Source organism: Flavobacterium sp. BFFFF1 (assembly GCF_002256285.1).
Lineage (GTDB): Bacteria > Bacteroidota > Bacteroidia > Flavobacteriales > Flavobacteriaceae > Flavobacterium.
In genome coordinates this window covers 119,674-139,665 of sequence record NZ_NKJE01000002.1, presented here as the reverse complement: position 1 = coordinate 139,665, position 19,992 = coordinate 119,674, and the positions used below count along the sequence as shown (strand labels likewise).

The following is a 19,992-nucleotide window of genomic DNA, read 5'->3' as shown; positions in this document are numbered from 1 at the left end:
CAATTTGATGAGTAAAAGTAAGCAAATCAAAAAGAGTTTCAAAAAATTCGGGGAAACCTGTACTTTTATCCCATGGAAAACATCCTGCTGATTTTTATCTGCCTCCTGCTTGGCGTCGCTTTACAGCGGGTCAAAGCATTTCCAACTCAGGGTTATAAAGCCTTCAACCAATTCATCATTTATATCTCTTTGCCGGCCCTGGCGTTGTACTATATCCCAAAGATTGCGTTAAACAGCAGCCTTTTTTATCCGCTCGCAGTAGCGTGGATCGGTTTCCTGTTTTCGTATCTTTTTTTCAGCATATTGGGAAAACGGCTGGGGTGGCCGAGAAGGCTTACGGGCTGCCTGATTATCGTTGCAGGTCTGGGCAATACCTCATTTGTCGGTTTTCCAATTATCCAGGCGCTTTATGGTGAAGAAGGTTTAAAATCTGCCATCATTGTGGACCAACCCGGATCGTTCGTTGTCATGGCTACGTTGGGGATAATCACTGCTACGGTATATTCCGGGAGCAAGCCTGATATACGCGAAATATCGTTTAAAATCATCAGCTTCCCTCCTTTCGTTGCATTTGTCCTGGCGGCACTTTTTAATATTATGCAACTCGATTTCCCGAATATTTTCCAGCTCGTATTTCAAAAATTGGGAAACACGGTGACGCCGATTGCTTTGGTATCGGTCGGGCTGCAGTTAAAGATTGATTTTAAAAGCAAACACTGGAGACTGCTGTCATTGGGCCTGTTTTTTAAGTTGTTTCTGACGCCGCTGTTGTTCTTTATATTGTACCGGATTGTTTTCGGAGCGACAGGCATTCCGATTGACGTTTCTATTATGGAAGCCGCTATGGCGCCAATGATTACCGGTGCGATCCTCGCGTCAAATTTTGGGCTGAAGCCGAAACTGAGCAGCATGATGATAGGGATTGGAATCCCCGTGTCATTCCTTTCGTTGTTGTTTTGGCATTGGATGTTGTCGGTAGCCTGAATTCGCGTTAGGGGTAGCAGCGGAAATCCTTTTTCATCGAGCGTATTCGACATGACAGCCTTCGTTCCTGAAAAAGATTGCAGCGCATAACCCGGGCCGGAGGCAACGCCATAAATAAAAACCAACACTACATCGTTTTCGGTATCGACTTTATTTCATTTTAACTTTTGTAATGACTTTCATTGCGAATATTTCAATAATTTTAAAGTCATAACCCAATAAAATTATACCCATGGCTACTTTAAGATTAGGCGATATGGCTCCCGATTTCACGGCGCAGACCACGGAAGGGCCGTTGCAGTTTCACGATTGGCTCGGCGATTCCTGGGGTGTATTGTTTTCGCATCCCGCTGACTTCACCCCTGTTTGTACTACGGAGCTTGGTACCGTTGCCCATTACCTGCCCGAGTTTACGAAAAGAAATACGAAAGTGATCGCCTTGAGCATCGATGGGCTTTCCTCGCACTACGAATGGATCAAAGACATCAATGAGACCCAGCACACCACGGTGAACTTTCCCATTATTGCTGATGAGGATAAGAAAATCGCGCTCCTGTATGACATGCTGCATCCCAATGCCAGCGAAAATTTCACGGTTAGGTCGGTTTTTGTGATCGGGCCAGACAAAAAAGTAAAGCTGACGCTGACGTATCCCGCATCGACCGGAAGGAACTTCGACGAGCTGCTGCGTGTGATTGACAGCCTGCAGCTCACCGCACAATACAGTGTCGCCACACCGGCAAACTGGAAAGACGGTGAACGTGTTGTGATTACGCCAGCCGTCAAGGATGAGGATATTGCTGCAAAATTTCCAAAGGGCTTTGAACGCATAAAACCTTACCTCCGCATGACACCGCAACCGAATAAATAGTATTTTTGAAGCGCCCCTGAAACGGGCGTTTTTTGAAATTACTACATGGAAAATAAATTAAATACAGCAGTGATTGCCCGACTCCAGGAAATTGTCGGGCAATCATTTGTTTTTTACGATGAAGCGACGCGCCGGGATTATGGCCATGATGAGACCGAGGATTATGTATTTCCTCCCGGTGCAGTCGTTAAACCTTCGTGTGCAGACGAAATTGCAGCGATCCTGCGCCTTGCAAACGAGCACCAGATTCCGGTCGTTCCTGTTGGAGGCCGGACAGGTCTTAGCGGCGGCGCTTTAAGTATTGATGGCGGCATTGCGTTGGCTATGGAACGTTTTAACAAGATCCTGAAAATTGACGAACAGAATCTGCAGGTGATTACGGAGCCGGGCGTGATCACTCAAGTCCTGCGTGAAGCGGCCGCCGCAAAGGGACTTTTCTATCCTGTAGACCCGAGCAGTCAGGGAAGTTGCTTTATTGGTGGAAATATTGCTGAAAATTCAGGGGGTGCGCGTGCTGTAAAATATGGTGTTACTAAAGATTATGTCTTAAACCTCGAAATCGTATTGCCCACAGGCGAAATTATCTGGACGGGTGCCAACACGCTTAAGAATTCCACCGGTTACAACCTGACACAGTTAATGGTGGGCAGCGAGGGCACGCTGGGCATTGTGACCAAGATTGTCTTAAAATTGATTCCGCTGCCGTCGAACAACGTATTGATGCTTGTCCCTTTTTACAATGCCGAAGAAGCTTGTGAGGCCGTTTCGGCGATATTCCGGGCGGGCATTACGCCCAGTGCCTTGGAATTTATGGAGCGCGATGCGATTGACTGGGCCCTGCGGTTTGTTGAAGGCCTAAGTGTCGTTGTAGAAGACAATGTGCAGGCTCATTTACTCATAGAAGTGGATGGAAATCATCCCGACATATTGTTTGCTGAAGCGGAAAAAATAATGGGTGTGGTGGAAAAGTTCCAAATCGACGAAGTCTTATTTGCCGACAGCGAAGACCAGAAGAACGCGTTGTGGAAAATGCGTCGCAGCATCGCTGAGGCCGTCAAATCAAATTCGGTATACAAGGAGGAGGACACCGTCGTTCCGCGTTATGAGCTTCCTAAATTGCTTCATGGGATTAAGGCTATCGGAAATAAATATGGCTTTAAGTCGGTATGTTATGGCCATGCCGGCGATGGAAACCTTCATGTGAATATCATAAAAAGCAATATGTCAGACGAACATTGGAAAACGGAAGTTCCAAAAGGCATCCGTGAGATATTCGAGCTGACCGTTTCATTAAAAGGCACTCTTTCCGGTGAACACGGCATCGGCTATGTGCAAAAAAACTACATGGATATTGCATTCAGCGAAACGCACCTGAACCTGATGCGGCATATTAAAAGTGTATTCGATCCCAATCACATCTTAAATCCCGGTAAGATTTTTCCAGACAGCTAAAACAAGCCAGCCCAAAATATACGTCGTTTTGCGTATTGTGGTGCGAAAAGCACAGGAGTATTTTTACAAAAAATTATTAACTAATCAATTTTTAAACATGAAAAAATTACTCTTAAGTGTGGCAGCCGTTTTGGCTTTCGGATTTGCAAGTGCGCAAGATTCAGATGGTGGATTCCAGGCAGGAATTCACGCAGGTATCCCAATGGGCGATGCCGGTGATGTTTATTCTGCAAATTTCGGTGCAGATTTAGCTTACATGTTCCCGATGGGAGATTCTTTCCAACTGGGTGTTACAACTGGCTACTCTTATTATTCCGGCAAATCCAATGATACTGGATTCGGTAAAGTAAAAGTGAACGGTGCTTTTATTCCCGTTGCGGCGGCAGCTCACTATTCTTTGAACACCAATTGGTTTTTAGGTGCTGACCTGGGTTATGCCGTTTACAGTGGAGATGGAGATGGAGATGGTGGCGTATACTATCAGCCAAAAGTAGGTTATCAGACCGAAACAATGGAATTATTCCTTGGCTACAAAGGGATTTCTGCTTCTGGAGGTGCTGTATCCTCTGTTGGCGTGGGAGCTGCCTACAAATTCTAGTATTTGTTTTAGTTTGTAAAAAAGCCATCAGTTTTGCTGATGGCTTTTTCGATTTAATCCCTTTTCGGGGTATTCTTTTTATCCCGTTTTTCGGCTTTTTTCTCCTTTGCGGTTTTTAACGGTTCCTTTTTCTCTGTTTTCTTAGCGTCGTGACTCTTTGCCATGATGTATATTTTTAAGGGTTAGCACTTGTAAATTTAGAAAATCGGCAGAAACTATAATCCTAAAGCAGTCTTAATTTTCTCATCAAAAATCATACTGAACAATTGTTCGTCATCATAGTTCACGAATGTCCATTCTTTTTTGGTAGTGTCGTCAGCCACAGCGATCATGACAGCAGGACCTTCAAGTAGAAAACTTTTACTGGCGGCGTCGTAGTCGATTCTTTTAAACTTTCCGGATCCTTCAAGTCCATCCTTCATTTGTGCAATCGTCGCTTCATCGTGCTCCCCTTTTAAAGTCATCTTCATGGCGTTGTTGTACCGGATTACATTGAATTTCTTCCCATCTACCTCTTTGATATCCGAGTAAGTAAACGCCGGATTTAAATTTGTAAACGTGACTTTCATAGTTTCATTATCGAAAACGCCCGCCATTGCCTTGGTCAGTGTTTCCCTGTCAACAATATCAAAAACTTTGGGATAGGTCAAGTCCATAATTGTTTCCATGTTAAGCTCCACAGACGCTTTGTACATTTTCTGTGTCTGTAACTTCAGGGTTTCCATAGTCTGTCCAAAGCCATTCATCCAGCATACCAGTAATAATAGCGCAAAGAATTTTGTTTTCATAAGTAGAAATGAGTGTTTATATTGTTATAAATATAATTAAAAATACCCAATTATCGGTAGTAAGGGCATTTTGTGGAGATCTATATCCTTATTCCCAAACCTAACTTGATGATTCCTGCATTTGTATGGTAACTGGTTGATGGAGTGCCGTCTTTTAATTGGGTCAATTTTATGAAATCATATCCGGCCTGAATATACATACGGCTAAGCAAATCATAGGATAAGCCTAAGTTTAAATTAATCCCCCATTCATTATTGCTTTCATCTGAAAAATAACCTGAATCAAAATTTGTTTTGAATAAGAAGAATGAATATCCTAATCCAATGGATGGATGCAGTTTTGTAATCCTTTTCAAATTAATTTCTGCGTAAACCCTAGGCTGTATAAGGTAAAGACTGGTCTTAAACCCAACGTACGCGTCAAGTGCAGGCGAATATCCACCTTCAATTCGATATTTGAGTAACGACGCGTTTACAGAAGCTCCAAGGTTAACCAAGGGCATCGTCGTAATTTTATATTTCACACCCAGATCCAAAACACCATTATAATCTTGCCCAATAAAATTCTGACCTGTAGTCAATGGGTAACTGGCTTCAACTGAAAATTTTGAGTGTTGCGCGTTAGCGAGTGAATAAAACACCAATAACAAAGATATAATTTTGTATTTCATCGAAAATGATTTTAAATAAAGTAAAAAATCCCCCGGAGTTGCCTCCGGGGGATTGTGAAATTTTTCGATCATTTATTCCTGGACAAGTACCCACTCACCTGAAGTCAAAAGGCCTTCAGCTTTCTTGTACTTCATGGTCTCGGTTTTACCGCTCATCACATGTTTTACCGTCACATTATCGTTGCGGTTAATCTTCGGCGCATCCCGCACAATCGTTTCCGTTACCTGGCGCTGTTGCGTCTGCCCTGCCTCATGGTTCACCGCCGAGGCCTGATCGCTGTTCGGAATCTCGTCTTTCGAAGTCTTATAATCCTCTTTTTGCCTTACTTCTTTAGCTTCCTGAATTTTCGGCGCCTGTTGCATCGGCAGGTCTCCCTTAAACAGGAAGGACACCACTTCTTTATTGACACCACTCAGCATTGCACTGAACAGGTTAAATGCTTCAAATTTATAAATCAGCAAAGGATCTTTTTGCTCGTGCACAGCCAATTGTACCGATTGCTTCAGCTCATCCATTTTGCGGAGGTGCTTTTTCCATGCTTCATCTACAATCGCAAGGGTAATGTTCTTCTCAAAGTCTGCAACAAGCTGTTTTCCCTGAGTGTCATAAGCCTTTTTAAGGTCTGTGACTACATTCAGCGTTTTAATACCATCGGTGAATGGCACCACGATACGCTCAAACTGATTGCCTTCGTTTTCGTATACGCCCGCGATAATCGGCATGGCTTCACGCGCACTGCGGTCCGTTTTTTCAGTATAATACTGCATGGCCGATTTGTACACCCTTCCGGTAAGCTCTGTTTCACCCGACTGGTTAAACTCGCTTTCCGTTACTGGAGACGTGATGGAGAAATAACGGATTAGCTCGAACTCAAAATTCTTATAATCTGAAGTGGCCTTATTATTTGAAACGATCAGCTCACAGGTGTCAAACATCATGTTTGCAATATCCACTTTCAGCCTTTCGCCGTGCAATGCATGACGTCTTCTCTTGTAGACTACTTCACGTTGTGCGTTCATGACGTCATCATACTCAAGCAGTCTTTTACGCACCCCAAAGTTATTTTCCTCAACTTTTTTCTGTGCGCGTTCGATAGACTTTGTCATCATCGAATGTTGAATGACTTCACCTTCTTTAAGGCCCATGCGGTCCATAATTTTGGCAACCCTTTCAGAACCGAATAAACGCATCAGGTTGTCCTCGAGGGACACATAGAATTGTGAACTTCCCGGGTCACCCTGACGCCCTGCACGACCACGCAACTGTCGGTCTACACGACGCGAATCATGGCGTTCTGTCCCGACAATCGCTAAACCACCGGCTGCTTTCACCTCAGGGGTTAGCTTGATATCGGTTCCACGACCAGCCATATTGGTTGCGATGGTTACAACGCCCGGTTTTCCGGCCTCTTCCACGATCTGCGCTTCCTGCTTGTGCATTTTGGCATTCAATACGTTGTGTGCTACACCACGCATTTTAAGCATACGGCTTAACAATTCTGAAATTTCAACCGAAGTCGTACCAATCAATACCGGCCTTCCGGCAGCGGACAGCTGTGTGACATCTTCAATAACGGCATTAAATTTCTCTCTTGTCGTTTTATAGATGAAATCTTCTTTATCTTTTCTGGCCATCGGCCTGTTGGTCGGAATTTCAACCACGTCAAGCTTGTAAATTTCCCATAACTCACCTGCTTCGGTAGTTGCAGTACCGGTCATACCGGCAAGTTTACTGTACATCCTGAAATAATTCTGCAACGTAACGGTAGCAAAAGTTTGCGTTGCCGCTTCGATTTTTACATTTTCCTTGGCTTCAATCGCCTGGTGCAGTCCGTCAGAATAACGTCGGCCGTCCATAATACGTCCTGTTTGCTCGTCCACGATCAGGATTTTATTATCCATAATGACGTACTCAACGTCTTTTTCAAATAAAGTATATGCTTTGAGCAATTGTGTTAACGTATGGATGCGTTCGCTTTTTACGCTGAAATCCTGGAATAGTTTTTCCTTTTCCTCTGCTTCAGCGTCTTTTTCAAGGCGTAATTTCTCGATACGTGCGATTTCAGTTCCAATATCCGGTAAAACGAAGAAATTCTCGTCGGTATCGCCCGAAAGGAATTTGATGCCGTTGTCTGTAAGCTCTACCTGGTTGTTTTTCTCTTCGATGACAAAATACAGGGCTTCGTCTACTTTTGGCATTTCCCGGTTGTTGTCCGCCATGTATTGGTTTTCCGTTTTCTGAAGCAATTGCTTAATCCCTTCCTCGCTGAGGAACTTGATTAACGCTTTGCTTTTAGGCAAACTCCTGTAGGCCCTTAACAAAGAAAAACCTCCATCTTTCGTGTTGCCTTCCTTAATTAACTTTTTAGCATCGGCAAGGAAACCATTGGCCAATTGCCTCTGGAGGTTGAAAAGGTTTTCTACTTTCGGCCTGAGTTCATTGAACTCATGGCGATCGCCTTGTGGCACAGGACCAGAAATGATCAGCGGTGTCCTGGCATCATCAATCAATACCGAATCGACCTCATCGACAATCGCAAAATTGTGCTTGCGCTGTACCAGATCTACCGGCGAGTGCGCCATATTGTCCCTTAGGTAATCGAAACCAAATTCATTATTGGTACCATAAGTGATATCGGCTTCATACGCTTTCCTTCTGGCGTCAGAATTCGGCTGGTGGTTGTCGATACAATCCACGGTAAGTCCGTGGAACTCAAACAAAGGCGCTTTCCAACTGCTGTCACGTTTGGCAAGGTAATCATTGACGGTTACGAGGTGTACACCATTTCCGGTTAACGCATTAAGATACAACGGAAGTGTTGCTACCAATGTCTTACCCTCACCCGTCTGCATCTCGGCAATTTTTCCCTGGTGCAATACCATACCACCGATCAACTGCACATCATAATGGATCATATCCCAGGTAATGGCCTTTCCGGCAGCATTCCAGGAATTTGCCCAGATGGCATTGTCTCCTTCAAGGGTGATGTAGGCTTTTTCGGCTGAAAGCTCGCGGTCTTTTGCAGTGGCTTTAACGGTAACCGAAGTATTTTCCTTAAATCGCTTTGCAGTTTCTTTGACCACTGCAAACGCTTCAGGAAGAATATCCATCAGCGCTTTTTCAGAAATATCATAAGCTTCTTTTTCAAGCACATCAATATCGGCGTATACATCTTCCCTGGCATCGATATCCTCAATACTCTCGACTTTTGCTTTTAGGTCAGCAATTTTCGCATCCTTATCCGCAAGGGCGTCTTTAATCCGCTGCTTAAACTCGGTCGTTTTTGCCCTCAGCTCATCGTGGGACAGCAATGCCAGGCTTCCTTCCAAAGCTTTTATTTTCGATAAATAAGGTTGCAGGGATTTAACGTCCTTCTCGGATTTATCCCCTACAAATACTTTGAGTATGCTGTTTATGAAACTCATAATTAATTAATTTCTGGTTGTAAAAATGTGTGCAAATTTAAGCAAAAAAAAAGCCCCTCAAGGAGACTTTTAGTTTGATTTATTATTTTTTTAATATTCGTCCTCGTTCCAAAGATAATCTTCGTCTGTAGGATAGTCCGGCCATATCTCTTCCATTGATTCGTAAATCTCGCCTTCGTCCTCAATAGATTGCAGATTCTCTACAACCTCAAGCGGCGCTCCTGCGCGGATAGCGTAATCGATCAGTTCATCTTTGGTTGCCGGCCACGGCGCATCGCTTAAATAAGATGCTAATTCTAATGTCCAATACATCTATAGTCGATTTAATATTTGATGCAAAAATAATTTTTTTACTGAAAAAGTCAAGTAAAATTCGATTTATTTTAAAAAAGTTAAGAACGTCGTTGCGAAATTCCAAATCATAAGAATTTTAAAGTGCCGGATATTCCTGAATTTTACTTCCTTGGAATCCATTTTACCTCCTCAGCGCGCAGGTCGGCTGTCAATTTCCGTGCCAGAACAAACAGGTAATCCGAAAGTCGGTTCATATATTTGATGGCAAGATCAGAAACCGGTTCGTCGTGGCTCAAATGCACTGCCAGTCTTTCCGCACGGCGGCAAACACAACGCGCAATATGACAATATGACACAGTGGTGTGGCCGCCAGGCAGTACAAAGTGCGTCATCTGCGGTAAAGCCGCCTCCATCGCATCAATTTCATTTTCAAGCAGCGTGATATCGCGTTCTTCAAGTCCAAGATTTTCCAGCCTTCGTGTACCGTTCTTCAGCACTTCTTTTGCTGGTGGCGTCGCAAGGATCGCTCCAATAGTAAACAGCCTGTCCTGGACTTCAATTAGCACTTCCTGGTAATGTGTGTCGATTTGCTGGTCGCGGATCAGCCCAATCCAGGAGTTCAATTCATCGACAGTGCCGTAACTTTCTATCCTGATGTGGTCTTTAGGGACGCGGTCTCCGCCGAAAAGCGCCGTGGTTCCCTGATCGCCGGTCTTTGTATATACTTTCATATTTCTTTTTTTGCTTAATTGCCCCGCCATTTCCGACAGAAATTCATTTATGTTCAAAGGGTAACGCGATTATAAAAAAATATCCCCTTTAAGAAAATACAGGCCGATAATCCTGTTTTCGCTGTCCGTGGAAATCCTGACGGTGAGGTTTCCACTTTCAAAATTCCCGTTGTACTCGCCGCGGGTCTTATGCGACGCCGTTTCCTTGTATTGCAACAATTCCAAAAGCGTCAGCCTCCCGTATTCCTGCTTCACTCTGGAGAAAAAACTGAGGTAATATTCTTTCGTATGCGCCTCACGCATTTTCGTCGAGAATGATTCGTAAATCCCATTGAAGTTATTTTCATTGTACCGAAGCAAAAAAACATCAACGGCATTTTTATGCACGGTACTTTGTGAAAATCCTTTTAAGCCCGAAGTTAAAAGAAACAGTAAAAGGAACCCTGTCTTCATTGCAAAATAATCTTTATTTAAAGATGTGTTGCACTCATGACGTCGCTCTCAATTATTCCGTCACGCAACCTGATCACCCGGTGTGCATAAGCCGCAATATCTTCTTCATGCGTCACTAAAATTACCGTGTTTCCCGCTTTATGGATATCGCCAAAGAGCTTCATAATCTCTACAGACGTCTTACTGTCCAGATTTCCGGTCGGTTCATCAGCGAGGATAATCGACGGCCGATTCACCAATGCCCTTGCAATGGCGACACGCTGCCGCTGACCCCCGGAAAGCTGGTTCGGCTGGTGGTCCATCCGGTCTGAAAGGTTCACCTGCGTCAGCACTTCCCGCGCCCGCTCCTGTCGTTCTGATTTCGACTTTCCTGCGTATACCATGGGCAGCGCCACGTTGTCTAACGCCGTCGTCCGTGGGAGCAGGTTAAAGGTCTGGAATACAAAACCAATTTCCTTGTTGCGGATTTCGGCCAATTCATTGTCAGACATATGGCTTACGTTCTTCCCGTTCAGCACATAAGTTCCGGACGTAGGTGTGTCGAGACATCCCAGGAGGTTCATCAATGTCGACTTTCCGGATCCTGATGGTCCCATCAATGCCACGTATTCTCCTTTGTTAATCTGGAGGTTAATCCCTTTAAGCACATATACGATCTCGTTGCCCAATACAAAATCCCGCCTGAGCCCTTTAATGTCAATCATTGGTTGTGCCATAATCTAAATTTGAGATAAAAGTAAGCATTTTGCCGTAAACTCGAATGCCATTTACAATCGTTGAAATGTTATAATATTTATCTGATTAATGGAAATGTTATTGGGAAGGCGCGGAACTACATTTGATACATATAAAAATCAAAACAATATATTTATGAAAACGAACTATTTATTGCTGGGAGTTGCCATCGTAGGCGCCAGCTTTACCTCATGCAAGAGTGAAGGCGAAAAACAGGCTGAAAAAACAGTTGACAGTTATGAAAAATACACTGATTCTGTTTCAACAGTAACCGTCATGGACGCCAAAGAAAACTGGGCTTCTATTGAAACAAGCTATAACGAGCGTACTGCAGCAGCCGAGGCAGCACTTGCTGAATTCAAGGACAAAGCGGCAGCCGAAGCAAGAATTGCCAAAGCGAAAGCAAAATATGAAGAACTGAAATCGAAGGTAGATCAGGAAGCGGCCAAAGAAGTTGTTCCTGTTGCCACGGACAGAAAACAAGTATTGCGCAATGCTTATTTCGGAGCCGGGAAAATCGGTGAGGACATGAAGTTTGACTGGGTGAATAAAGACAACATCCTGAAAGTTTACAACGACTTCTATAATGAATTTGATAAAAACAAGGATTCTTACTCCAGAGAGGATTTTGATGAAATTAAAGCCATGTATGAAGCTTTGGATGCACACAAGAACACCGTGGAAAAAGAAGGCCTTTCGTCTCGTGACAACCGCAAGATTGCAGAGCTGAAATTCAAGTTTGCTCCTAAATTCAAATGGGAACGAATGGGTGCTAAAGCTGAAGAAAACGCTGATGCAAAAAAATAAAACCGAACAGGTTTACGAAATGGCAGCCCGAAATGGCTGTCATTTTTGTTTTAACCCCACTTATAAATTACATGAAGCAATCAGACGCGGATTACAAAGTGTTCTTTTTGCTGCTCACGCCGAAAAAAAACAAAACCCCATTGGAACGTGTCGATGGTGACCGTAACTTCAGGGTGTTTTTTTATCGCTTCCCACGCGGCTTCCATATCCGCGGACCAATGGATGTCGTCAAATATCCATACCGAGTCATTTGCTGCGGTGTGCAGCAGACTTTCGAAATAGGACAATGTGGCGTTTTTGGTGTGGTTGCCGTCAAAATAAATCAATTGGTATGTCCTGCCGTGCCGCGGAAGTTCATTCAGGTAAGTCTCGAAGTCGGTGACGACTGCATTGATGTTTTGCAATCCAAATGCCTCAAATTGCTGCTTTGCAACCCTAGCGGTTTCAGGGCATCCTTCCAGCGTGGTGATGGCCGCAGCCGGATTCCCCAATGACAGCGCCGATGTTCCCAATCCCAACGATGTTCCCACCTCGAGCACGTCCGCGGGTTCAATGTACTTTACCACACGCAGCAACAACGCAGCCCGTTTTGGGCTTATGCCTGCTGTTTCGGCGATTTTCGAAACCTTTCTTTTGTTAGATTTAAAGACTTTGGAACCGGCACCGAAATCGGTCACCTCGATGAATTCCTGATTTCGCCTTAACGAATTCCGGAAGCGCGCCAATAAAGCGTATTCTGGAAGTTTATTTCTGTCATAAAAGCATTTGGTCACCAAACTGAATACAAACGGCGAATGTACGCCGTGCTCGTTTTTGGATTCCCAAAGAAACCTCATGTATGCTCTTAATTGAAATACCATCTTTTTGATGCCATAGCTATTGACTGAAAACCATGCTTGTGGAGTAGCCGCTACATTATTTTGGCCGATAGTTCAAACCAGCGTTCTTCCTTTGACTCAATCTTTTCAATGATTTGCTGCAATTCCTTTGCTTTTTTATCAATATCGGCGTCGGACAGGTTTCCTTCAGAAAAGAGTTGTTCTATTTTAGCCTTTTCGATTTCAAGATCTTTAATTTCGCGCTCGATCTTCTGGTATTCCTTTTGCTCATTGAAGCTCAGGCCTGCCGTCGTATTTTGCTGTTTCCAGCTGTTCTTTTCAGTAGAAACTGAGGTCAGTTCTTTTTTCGTAGGCTCGGCGCTGTCTTCATACGCCCTGAAATCAGAATAGTTGCCGGGGAAATCCTCAATTTCGCCCTGCCCGCGAAATACAAACAGGTGGTCTACAATTTTGTCCATGAAATAACGGTCGTGGGATACGACGATCAGGCAGCCCGGATAATCCAGCAGGAAACTCTCGAGGACATTCAGTGTTACGATATCCAGGTCGTTTGTCGGCTCATCGAGGATCAGGAAGTTCGGATTCTGGATCAGCACGGTACACAGGTACAGCCGTTTCAGCTCGCCGCCACTGAGTTTCTCCACATAATCGTGTTGTTTCTTCCTGTCAAACAGAAAGCGCTCGAGCAATTGCCCGGCAGAGATCGTCCGGCCTTTCATCAAAGGGATGTATTCACCGTATTCCTTGATGATGTCAATCACTTTCTGGCCCGGCTTCGGGTTGATGCCGCTTTGCGTATAGTACCCGATCTTTATGGTGTCGCCCACGACGACTTTCCCTGAATCCGCTGCGATAGTGCCTGTGAGCAGGTTTAGGAACGTTGATTTTCCCGTACCATTCTTCCCGATGATCCCAATGCGTTCGCCGCGCTGGAAGTCAAAACTGAAATTATCAACAATAACCTTGTCCTTAAACTTTTTTGTCAGCTTGTGCAGTTCGATGATCTTGCTGCCCATGCGTTCCATATTGATTTCAAGTTCCACGACGTTCTCACGGCGGCGGCTTTCGGCCTTTTCCTTAATCACGTAGAAGTCATCCTGCCGCGACTTCGATTTGGTGGTACGCGCCTTTGGCTGTCGGCGCATCCAGTCGAGTTCTTTCACAAACAGGTTCTGCGCTTTATCGATACTCGCATTTTCTGAGGCAATGCGCTGTTCTTTCTTTTCTAAATAGTACGAATAATTTCCTTTGTATTGGTACAATTTACCGTTGTCGAGCTCGATAATCTCGTTGCACACGCGCTCCAGGAAGAAGCGGTCGTGCGTGACCATAAACAAGGTGATGTTTTCTTTGGCGAAATAGCTTTCGAGCCATTCAATCATTTCCAGATCAAGGTGGTTTGTCGGTTCATCGAGTATCAACAGGTCCGGGCGGCTGATCAGGATAATCGCCAGCGACAGCCTTTTCTTCTGCCCTCCCGAGAGGCTTTTTACCTTGAGCTTAAAATCTTCGAGTTTCAGCTTGAACAGGATTTGCTTGAACTGCGTCTCAAAATCCCAGGCATTGTGCTGGTCCATTTTGTCAAATGCCTTTTGGTAGGCTTCTTCATCCTCTGGATTTTCCAGTGCTTTCTCGTACTCTTCGATTACCTTCAATACCGGGTTATCGGAGGCGAAGACACTTTCCTCAATGGTCAGTTCGTCCTGCAAATCGGGTACCTGCGACAGGAATGCCATCTTAATATCCTTCCTGATGACAATTTTACCGGTATCCGGTTCGTCTATACCATTGATGATGTTCATGATGGTCGTTTTCCCGGTGCCGTTCTTCGCGATGAATGCGATTTTCTGGTCTTTGTTGATGCCAAACGAGATGTTGTCGAACAATGTCCGTTCTCCAAATGACTTCGATATATTTTCTACTGATAAATAATTCACGCGTAATTGTTTTTACTTCATACCATGGCGGGCTAATGCCTCCGGTGCAAAAGTAGGTTATTAGTTTTAATGCAGAGGATTGCACGCGCAGCAAGTTTGCTGATACCAATTGGAAAAACCGGTATGCAGCGATGCTGTCGCGGTATTATTTCTCGATTTCCTTCAGGCTTTCCATCTTTTTGTGTGCGAGGAAGCCCTTGATGTCCTCAAAATGTTCTTTCACGCGCTTGTTCCCGAATTCAAAAACCTTTTGCGCCAGGCCATCGAGGAAATCTCGGTCGTGCGAAACGAGGATCAGCGTGCCGTCAAAATCCTTTAACGCATCTTTAATAATGTCCTTGGTTTTCATATCGAGGTGGTTCGTCGGCTCATCGAGAATCAGCACGTTGACCGGTTCCAACAGTAGTTTGATCATCGCGAGGCGCGTTTTCTCGCCACCGGAAAGCACTTTTACCTTTTTCTGTACGTCGTCTCCGCCAAACATAAACGCTCCAAGCAGGTTCTTGATCTGTGTGCGGATGTCCCCTTCAGCAATGCGGTCGATGGTTTCAAAAACGGTCAGGTCGCCGTCGAGCAGTGACGCCTGGTTCTGTGCAAAATAACCAATCTGCACGTTGTGCCCAATTTCGACTTTGCCCGCATCGGGGTTTATCTCTTTCATCAGCGCCTTGATCATTGTCGACTTTCCTTCACCGTTCTTCCCTACGAAGGCGACCTTCTCCCCTCTTTCGACCACGAGGTTGGCGTCCTTAAACACCACATGGTCATCGTATTTCTTCGAAAGCTCATTGACTACGACCGGATACTGGCCGCTTCTGGGTGAGGGTGGGAACTTCAGTTTCAGTGCCGAGTTGTCTACTTCGTCTACCTCCACCAAATCAAGCTTTTCGAGCATCTTGACACGGGATTGTACCTGCAATGTCTTCGAATAGGTTCCTTTGAAGCGTTCGATGAATTCCATGTTCTCTGCAATCATCTTTTGCTGTTCGTCATAGGCTTTTTGCTGGTGTACACGCCTGTCCTTGCGGAGTTCGAGGTAATGCGAATACTTGGCTTTATAATCGTAGATGCGGCCCATGGTGACCTCTATCGTACGGTTGGTGATGTTGTCTACGAATGCACGGTCGTGCGAGATCACGATGACTGCTTTCGCCGAATTGATCAGGAAGTCCTCGAGCCATTGGATGCTTTCGATATCCATGTGGTTTGTGGGCTCATCGAGCAGGATCAGGTCGGGTTTTTTGAGTAATATTTTGGCGAGTTCGATGCGCATGCGCCAGCCGCCGGAAAATTCCGAGGTGGGACGCGTGAAGTCCTCGCGTTCAAATCCGAGGCCTTTCAATACTTTTTCGACTTCGGCTTCGTAGTTCACTTCTTCAATCGAGTAGAACTTCTCGCTGAGTTCGGACACGCGCTCGATCAGTTTCATGTACGCATCGCTTTCATAATCGGTGCGGATCGTCAGTTGCTCGTTGATGTCATCGATTTCCGATTTCATCTGGAACACTTCGCTGAACGCTTTTGATGCTTCTTCGAATACGGTATTGTCGTCTTTGGTCAACAAGTGCTGCGGCAGGTACGCGATTACCGCTTCTTTTGGCGCAGAGATGCTCCCGGTAGACGGCTTGCTCTCGCCTGCAATGATCTTCAGCAGCGTGGATTTACCGGCGCCATTCTTTCCCATCAGCGCGATTTTGTCATTCTCATTGATTGCAAAAGAAACGTCGCTAAACAGCGTTGTGCCACCAAACTGTACTGAAATGTCATTAACCGTAATCATACCTTAAAAATTTAAAGCGGCAAAGATAAACAGAAGCGGCGATAAAGCAGGTATTGCAGAAAATATTTTGAAACCGTTTCACCGCATCCAAAAAATAGTATATTTGGAATATTGATGTTCTAGAAACAAAACGTATGGAAACCAAAACAAAAAAACCGGGCACCACGATCATCCTCATGGGTTCAATTATCATGACTGTTATTTTGACCCAAATGGATTTAGACAAGATGAAGCCGGCAAAAATCGGATTGTTGTGCTGTGTGGCGGTGTTTATTGGGTGTGGCTTTTATGCCAATTATGCGGCACGTAAAAAGGCAGGAAAGCAATAAAATTTAAATGACGGAGCACTACCCTAAGTATTTTTAACCATTAAGGAAATAAGAAAATTAAGCAGTATCCCTATTTGTGCCGTAATGAAACTTGATTTCTTAATGGTTTGATGCAATTGATTTACTGAAACTTTTCGTTTTATACTCTTAACGTCCCTTCAAAACGAAGGTTTTTTTGTTTTTGCCCTAATTCCCTGTTCCAACATTCCCTGCCAGCATTACAACATTCACCCCCTTAAAATCGCGGAGCGTCCCCGCTTCATCCTAAACTTTCGAGTGGTGGCCGATGCTGGCGGTGTTTCCGTGTTTTCAGTGGTGCGCCTGCGCGCGTGCATGAAACGTTAATGGAAAAATCTTCTCGCGTTTATAGCGCCACCTTTGCCGTGTCGCAGCAATCCTGCTGTGTGAAACACAACACTTATGAAAACAACATTACAGGTTATGGGGCTGGTCATCGCAGGTCTTTCCTTTTCACAGGCCGCCGCGCAGGCACCCGTTTTGGGCAGCAGCGCCACCTTTGCACTGTTCTCAACGAATGGGGCGGTCAGCAACACCGGTTTTTCGTTACTCACCGGAAATGTAGGGACCAACAACGGGTCCAGTACCAATTTCGGGAATGTCGATGGCGTCATGCACGACAGTGACGGTACGACGGCACTCGCGGCTGCCGACCTGACGATCGCATACAACCAACTCGAGGCTGCGGTACCCGATTTCTTCCCGGCTGCCCTGCTGGGTAATGGGCAGACGCTGGTTGCCGGCACCTACTTCATCGGAGAAAGTGCCTCGCTCAGCAATACACTGATCCTTGATGGTGAAAACGACCCGAATGCGGTGTTTATCTTTAAGATTCAGGGCGCTTTCTCGTCTGCGGCAGCGTCGCAGGTGCTGTTAACGAATGGCGCGCTGGCATGCAACGTGTTCTGGAAGATCGAGGGACTGGTGGATCTTGCGACCAACACCTCAATCAAAGGGACAATCATCGCCAACAATGCCGCGGTAATTTTGAATACGGGTGTAACGCTCGAGGGCCGGGCATTTTCTACGACCGGCGCCGTCACGGTATCGGGTGTGACAGTGACTACACCGCTGGGTTGTTCCACCCTGCCTTTGACGGGCCCGGTGCAGCCGGTACTGAATACGGTGGCCTGCTTTACGGTGTTTTCAGGCAACGGCGAAGTGGCCAATACGGGCATTACGTTTATTACCGGGGATGTGGGCACCAACGTAGGACTTACTACAGGGTTCCAGACGGAGAACGTGACCGGAACGATACACCCTAACCCGGATGTGGCCACAGCGCAATGTGCTGCGGACCTGAACACCGTTTATACCTATCTGCAAACGGTGCCCGTAGACATCCAATTGCTTTACCCGGCGCAGTTCGGGAATGACCTGGTGCTGACCCCGCATACTTATTTATTGTCCGGCGCTACGGTGTTGCCCACCGTGCTGCAGCTGAATGCGCAGGGCACTGCCGACGCGGTATTTGTGATCAAGATCAACGGGGCGTTTTCTACGGGTACGTACGCTGAAGTGGAATTGATCAACGGGGCGCAGGCGAAAAACGTGTTCTGGAAGGTGGATGGCGCCGTCAACCTCAACGATTACACCGCATTTGCCGGAACGCTGATTGGCAACAACGGCGCGATGATCCTGAATACGGGGGTCTCGATTGACGGCAGGGCACTTAGCACCAGCGGCGGCATCAGTACGTTTGGGATCAATGCGGTGTCGACTGGCGGCTGTACGTTCCTCGCCACGCCGGCTTTGGAAATTAAAAGCAAGGTAGAGGTGTACCCGAATCCCTTCCGTGACGTGATTAATGTCGAGTCGGAAGCGGTGCTTGCAGCCAATACGGTGATTGTTATTTACAATTCGACCGGTGCCGTTGTGGCTACGAACAAGCTGGGCGGCACGCTGTCCACGTTAGCCATAAGCTTGCCGAATGGCCTTTATTTCTATAAGATCATGACGGACGGGAAGATGGTGAAATCCGGAAAACTGATTGCGAAATAACCTTTTTTGCCCCTTATATGATAAAATCCCCTTCGTGATGAAGGGGATTTTTTTTTGGTTTCAATTAAAGAAACATACGCTAAACTTCAACTTCTACAGTATAATTACCGACCTCAGCCGCAGTATTCTGCACCAGCAATATAGTCCCATTCTCATTAAGTTCTGAGCCGGTGAGGGTTTGGTTCGCGCCTGCAGGAATCGAAGTGATAATGCCTTCGATGTTCCCCGATGAAGACAGACAGAACGACAGCGAGACGCTTCCCGTATTGGTGAATGTGAACACATTGTCCTCGTCATAGTCAATTTCAGCTATGGTGGCCGTATGCCCTGCTGCGACGCTGCCTTCAAAGGTCTGTATGCCTGAGCCGTTTTCTGATCCGGGCATGTAAACGAATTGCTTCTGTTTGGCATAATCATTGGCATAGACCAATTGCCCAGCGGCGTTGAGTGTTGCCATCCGTGCATAGCAGGTATTCAACACGGCGATACGGTCTTCGGTCAGCTTCGGGCGTTGTTTCTTGATTAATTTTTGTACCAGGTTCTTCGCCACCAGGTCTGCTCTTAAGGTAGCAATCGCTGCAATAGCCGTGGCGCTGTAACCCGCTGCGACGAGCTGTGTCTGGTATTTGATGGCAGCTTTGCTCAGTTCGTCAAGGAAATTGATCATTTTGGGAACACTCGTACGGACATCTGCATACCCATTCAACCCAAACTCATGCTGGGTGCCGGGACTGTTAGGGAATGTTTTGAGGACGTAGTATTTTACCTCACTGTACTTTGTTTTTGCATTTTCCATGGAGACCAACATGACTTCGGTAGACTGCTTCAGCTGTCCTACGATTGCGGAATCGTCCACAACCGTCTCTGCCGCGGTGATGGCCGCAAGATAGGCCGTTTGCGCTGCAGCGGTGATCGTACTGTCGAACGAAGTAAAACGCGCGAGGTCCGCATTGACCAGTCCGTGAATGAGACGTGCTTCCTGTACCATGAAAGCATCTGAGCCATTGTAAGCTCTTTTGAGTTCTTTTGGATTCATAATTTTGATTTATTGATTAATAATTAGGCAAATTTTTAAATAAAATTTTACACTTATTGTAAAATAAAACCTAAATATTTCTTAATGATATATTAATATTATTTTTCCGATAAATGCAACAAACCAGTAGATTTATGTAATTTGCCCGCTACATCGTGGCGGTGCCTGTTTGATCTCACACGTCTTCTGGTTGGTTACATACGCTGGCTGGTTGGTCTCTTACGTCGCCCGGTTGATTCCAT

Annotated in this window: 18 protein-coding genes; 7 read left to right on the top strand and 11 right to left on the bottom strand. The window is 45.6% G+C overall.

Annotated elements, in window-relative coordinates; genetic code table 11:
- The first annotated feature begins 72 nt into the window (after positions 1-72).
- The 4 genes from CFE23_RS01715 to CFE23_RS01700 all read left to right on the top strand — a co-directional run bounded on the left by CFE23_RS01715 (position 73) and on the right by CFE23_RS01700 (position 3,905).
- Positions 73-984 carry an AEC family transporter gene (locus CFE23_RS01715; RefSeq protein ID WP_291083097.1) on the top strand — a complete coding sequence of 304 codons (912 nt, stop codon included), beginning with the start codon at positions 73-75 and terminating at the stop codon, positions 982-984.
- 232 nt (positions 985-1,216) lie between these two features.
- The gene (locus CFE23_RS01710; protein WP_291083094.1) at positions 1,217-1,855 is read left to right on the top strand and encodes a peroxiredoxin; all 639 of its coding nucleotides are present in this window, start codon (positions 1,217-1,219) and stop codon (positions 1,853-1,855) included.
- Between the two features lie 45 nt (positions 1,856-1,900).
- Positions 1,901-3,307 carry an FAD-linked oxidase C-terminal domain-containing protein gene (locus tag CFE23_RS01705; RefSeq protein WP_291083092.1) on the top strand — a complete coding sequence of 469 codons (1,407 nt, stop codon included), beginning with the start codon at positions 1,901-1,903 and terminating at the stop codon, positions 3,305-3,307.
- Between the two features lie 97 nt (positions 3,308-3,404).
- A complete protein-coding gene (locus tag CFE23_RS01700; protein WP_291083089.1) occupies positions 3,405-3,905 on the top strand; it encodes a hypothetical protein in 501 nt (166 codons plus the stop codon).
- 215 nt (positions 3,906-4,120) lie between these two features.
- On the opposite strand, the gene CFE23_RS01695 is transcribed toward CFE23_RS01700, so the two are convergent.
- The 7 genes from CFE23_RS01695 to CFE23_RS01665 all read right to left on the bottom strand — a co-directional run bounded on the left by CFE23_RS01695 (position 4,121) and on the right by CFE23_RS01665 (position 10,984).
- Positions 4,121-4,693, bottom strand: coding sequence for a hypothetical protein (locus tag CFE23_RS01695; RefSeq protein ID WP_291083087.1), 573 nt, complete (start codon positions 4,691-4,693; stop codon positions 4,121-4,123).
- A gap of 80 nt (positions 4,694-4,773) precedes the next feature.
- Positions 4,774-5,364 (bottom strand): outer membrane beta-barrel protein, encoded by a 591-nt coding sequence (locus CFE23_RS01690; RefSeq protein ID WP_291083085.1) that lies wholly within the window; start codon positions 5,362-5,364, stop codon positions 4,774-4,776.
- Positions 5,365-5,436: 72 nt separating this feature from the next.
- Entirely contained in the window at positions 5,437-8,790 is a 3,354-nt protein-coding gene (gene secA, locus CFE23_RS01685; RefSeq protein WP_291083081.1) for a preprotein translocase subunit SecA, read from the bottom strand.
- Between the two features lie 90 nt (positions 8,791-8,880).
- The gene (locus tag CFE23_RS01680) at positions 8,881-9,102 is read right to left on the bottom strand and encodes a DUF2795 domain-containing protein (protein WP_022828503.1); all 222 of its coding nucleotides are present in this window, start codon (positions 9,100-9,102) and stop codon (positions 8,881-8,883) included.
- A gap of 143 nt (positions 9,103-9,245) precedes the next feature.
- Positions 9,246-9,815 (bottom strand): cob(I)yrinic acid a,c-diamide adenosyltransferase, encoded by a 570-nt coding sequence (locus CFE23_RS01675; RefSeq protein WP_291083078.1) that lies wholly within the window; start codon positions 9,813-9,815, stop codon positions 9,246-9,248.
- A gap of 69 nt (positions 9,816-9,884) precedes the next feature.
- On the bottom strand, positions 9,885-10,268 hold the full coding sequence (locus CFE23_RS01670) for a DUF3887 domain-containing protein (protein ID WP_291083075.1): 384 nt from the start codon (positions 10,266-10,268) through the stop codon (positions 9,885-9,887).
- A gap of 17 nt (positions 10,269-10,285) precedes the next feature.
- A complete protein-coding gene (locus CFE23_RS01665) occupies positions 10,286-10,984 on the bottom strand; it encodes an ABC transporter ATP-binding protein (protein ID WP_291083072.1) in 699 nt (232 codons plus the stop codon).
- 154 nt (positions 10,985-11,138) lie between these two features.
- Between CFE23_RS01665 and CFE23_RS01660 the strand changes: the two genes are divergently transcribed.
- Entirely contained in the window at positions 11,139-11,810 is a 672-nt protein-coding gene (locus tag CFE23_RS01660; RefSeq protein ID WP_291083069.1) for a hypothetical protein, read from the top strand.
- Between the two features lie 80 nt (positions 11,811-11,890).
- Here the strand turns inward: CFE23_RS01660 and CFE23_RS01655 are convergent, their stop codons facing one another.
- The 3 genes from CFE23_RS01655 to CFE23_RS01645 form a co-directional block, all read right to left on the bottom strand.
- Positions 11,891-12,670: a class I SAM-dependent methyltransferase gene (locus CFE23_RS01655; protein ID WP_291083067.1), complete on the bottom strand. Its 780-nt coding sequence runs from the start codon at positions 12,668-12,670 to the stop codon at positions 11,891-11,893.
- A gap of 50 nt (positions 12,671-12,720) precedes the next feature.
- The gene (locus CFE23_RS01650) at positions 12,721-14,586 is read right to left on the bottom strand and encodes an ABC-F family ATP-binding cassette domain-containing protein (protein ID WP_291083064.1); all 1,866 of its coding nucleotides are present in this window, start codon (positions 14,584-14,586) and stop codon (positions 12,721-12,723) included.
- 145 nt (positions 14,587-14,731) lie between these two features.
- A complete protein-coding gene (locus CFE23_RS01645) occupies positions 14,732-16,366 on the bottom strand; it encodes an ABC-F family ATP-binding cassette domain-containing protein (protein WP_291083061.1) in 1,635 nt (544 codons plus the stop codon).
- A gap of 134 nt (positions 16,367-16,500) precedes the next feature.
- Between CFE23_RS01645 and CFE23_RS01640 the strand changes: the two genes are divergently transcribed.
- A complete protein-coding gene (locus CFE23_RS01640) occupies positions 16,501-16,695 on the top strand; it encodes a hypothetical protein (protein WP_291083058.1) in 195 nt (64 codons plus the stop codon).
- A gap of 420 nt (positions 16,696-17,115) precedes the next feature.
- Positions 17,116-18,714 carry an ice-binding family protein gene (locus CFE23_RS01635; RefSeq protein WP_291083055.1) on the top strand — a complete coding sequence of 533 codons (1,599 nt, stop codon included), beginning with the start codon at positions 17,116-17,118 and terminating at the stop codon, positions 18,712-18,714.
- 79 nt (positions 18,715-18,793) lie between these two features.
- On the opposite strand, the gene CFE23_RS01630 is transcribed toward CFE23_RS01635, so the two are convergent.
- Positions 18,794-19,750, bottom strand: coding sequence for a hypothetical protein (locus CFE23_RS01630; RefSeq protein ID WP_291083051.1), 957 nt, complete (start codon positions 19,748-19,750; stop codon positions 18,794-18,796).
- Between the last annotated feature and the right edge of the window lie 242 nt (positions 19,751-19,992).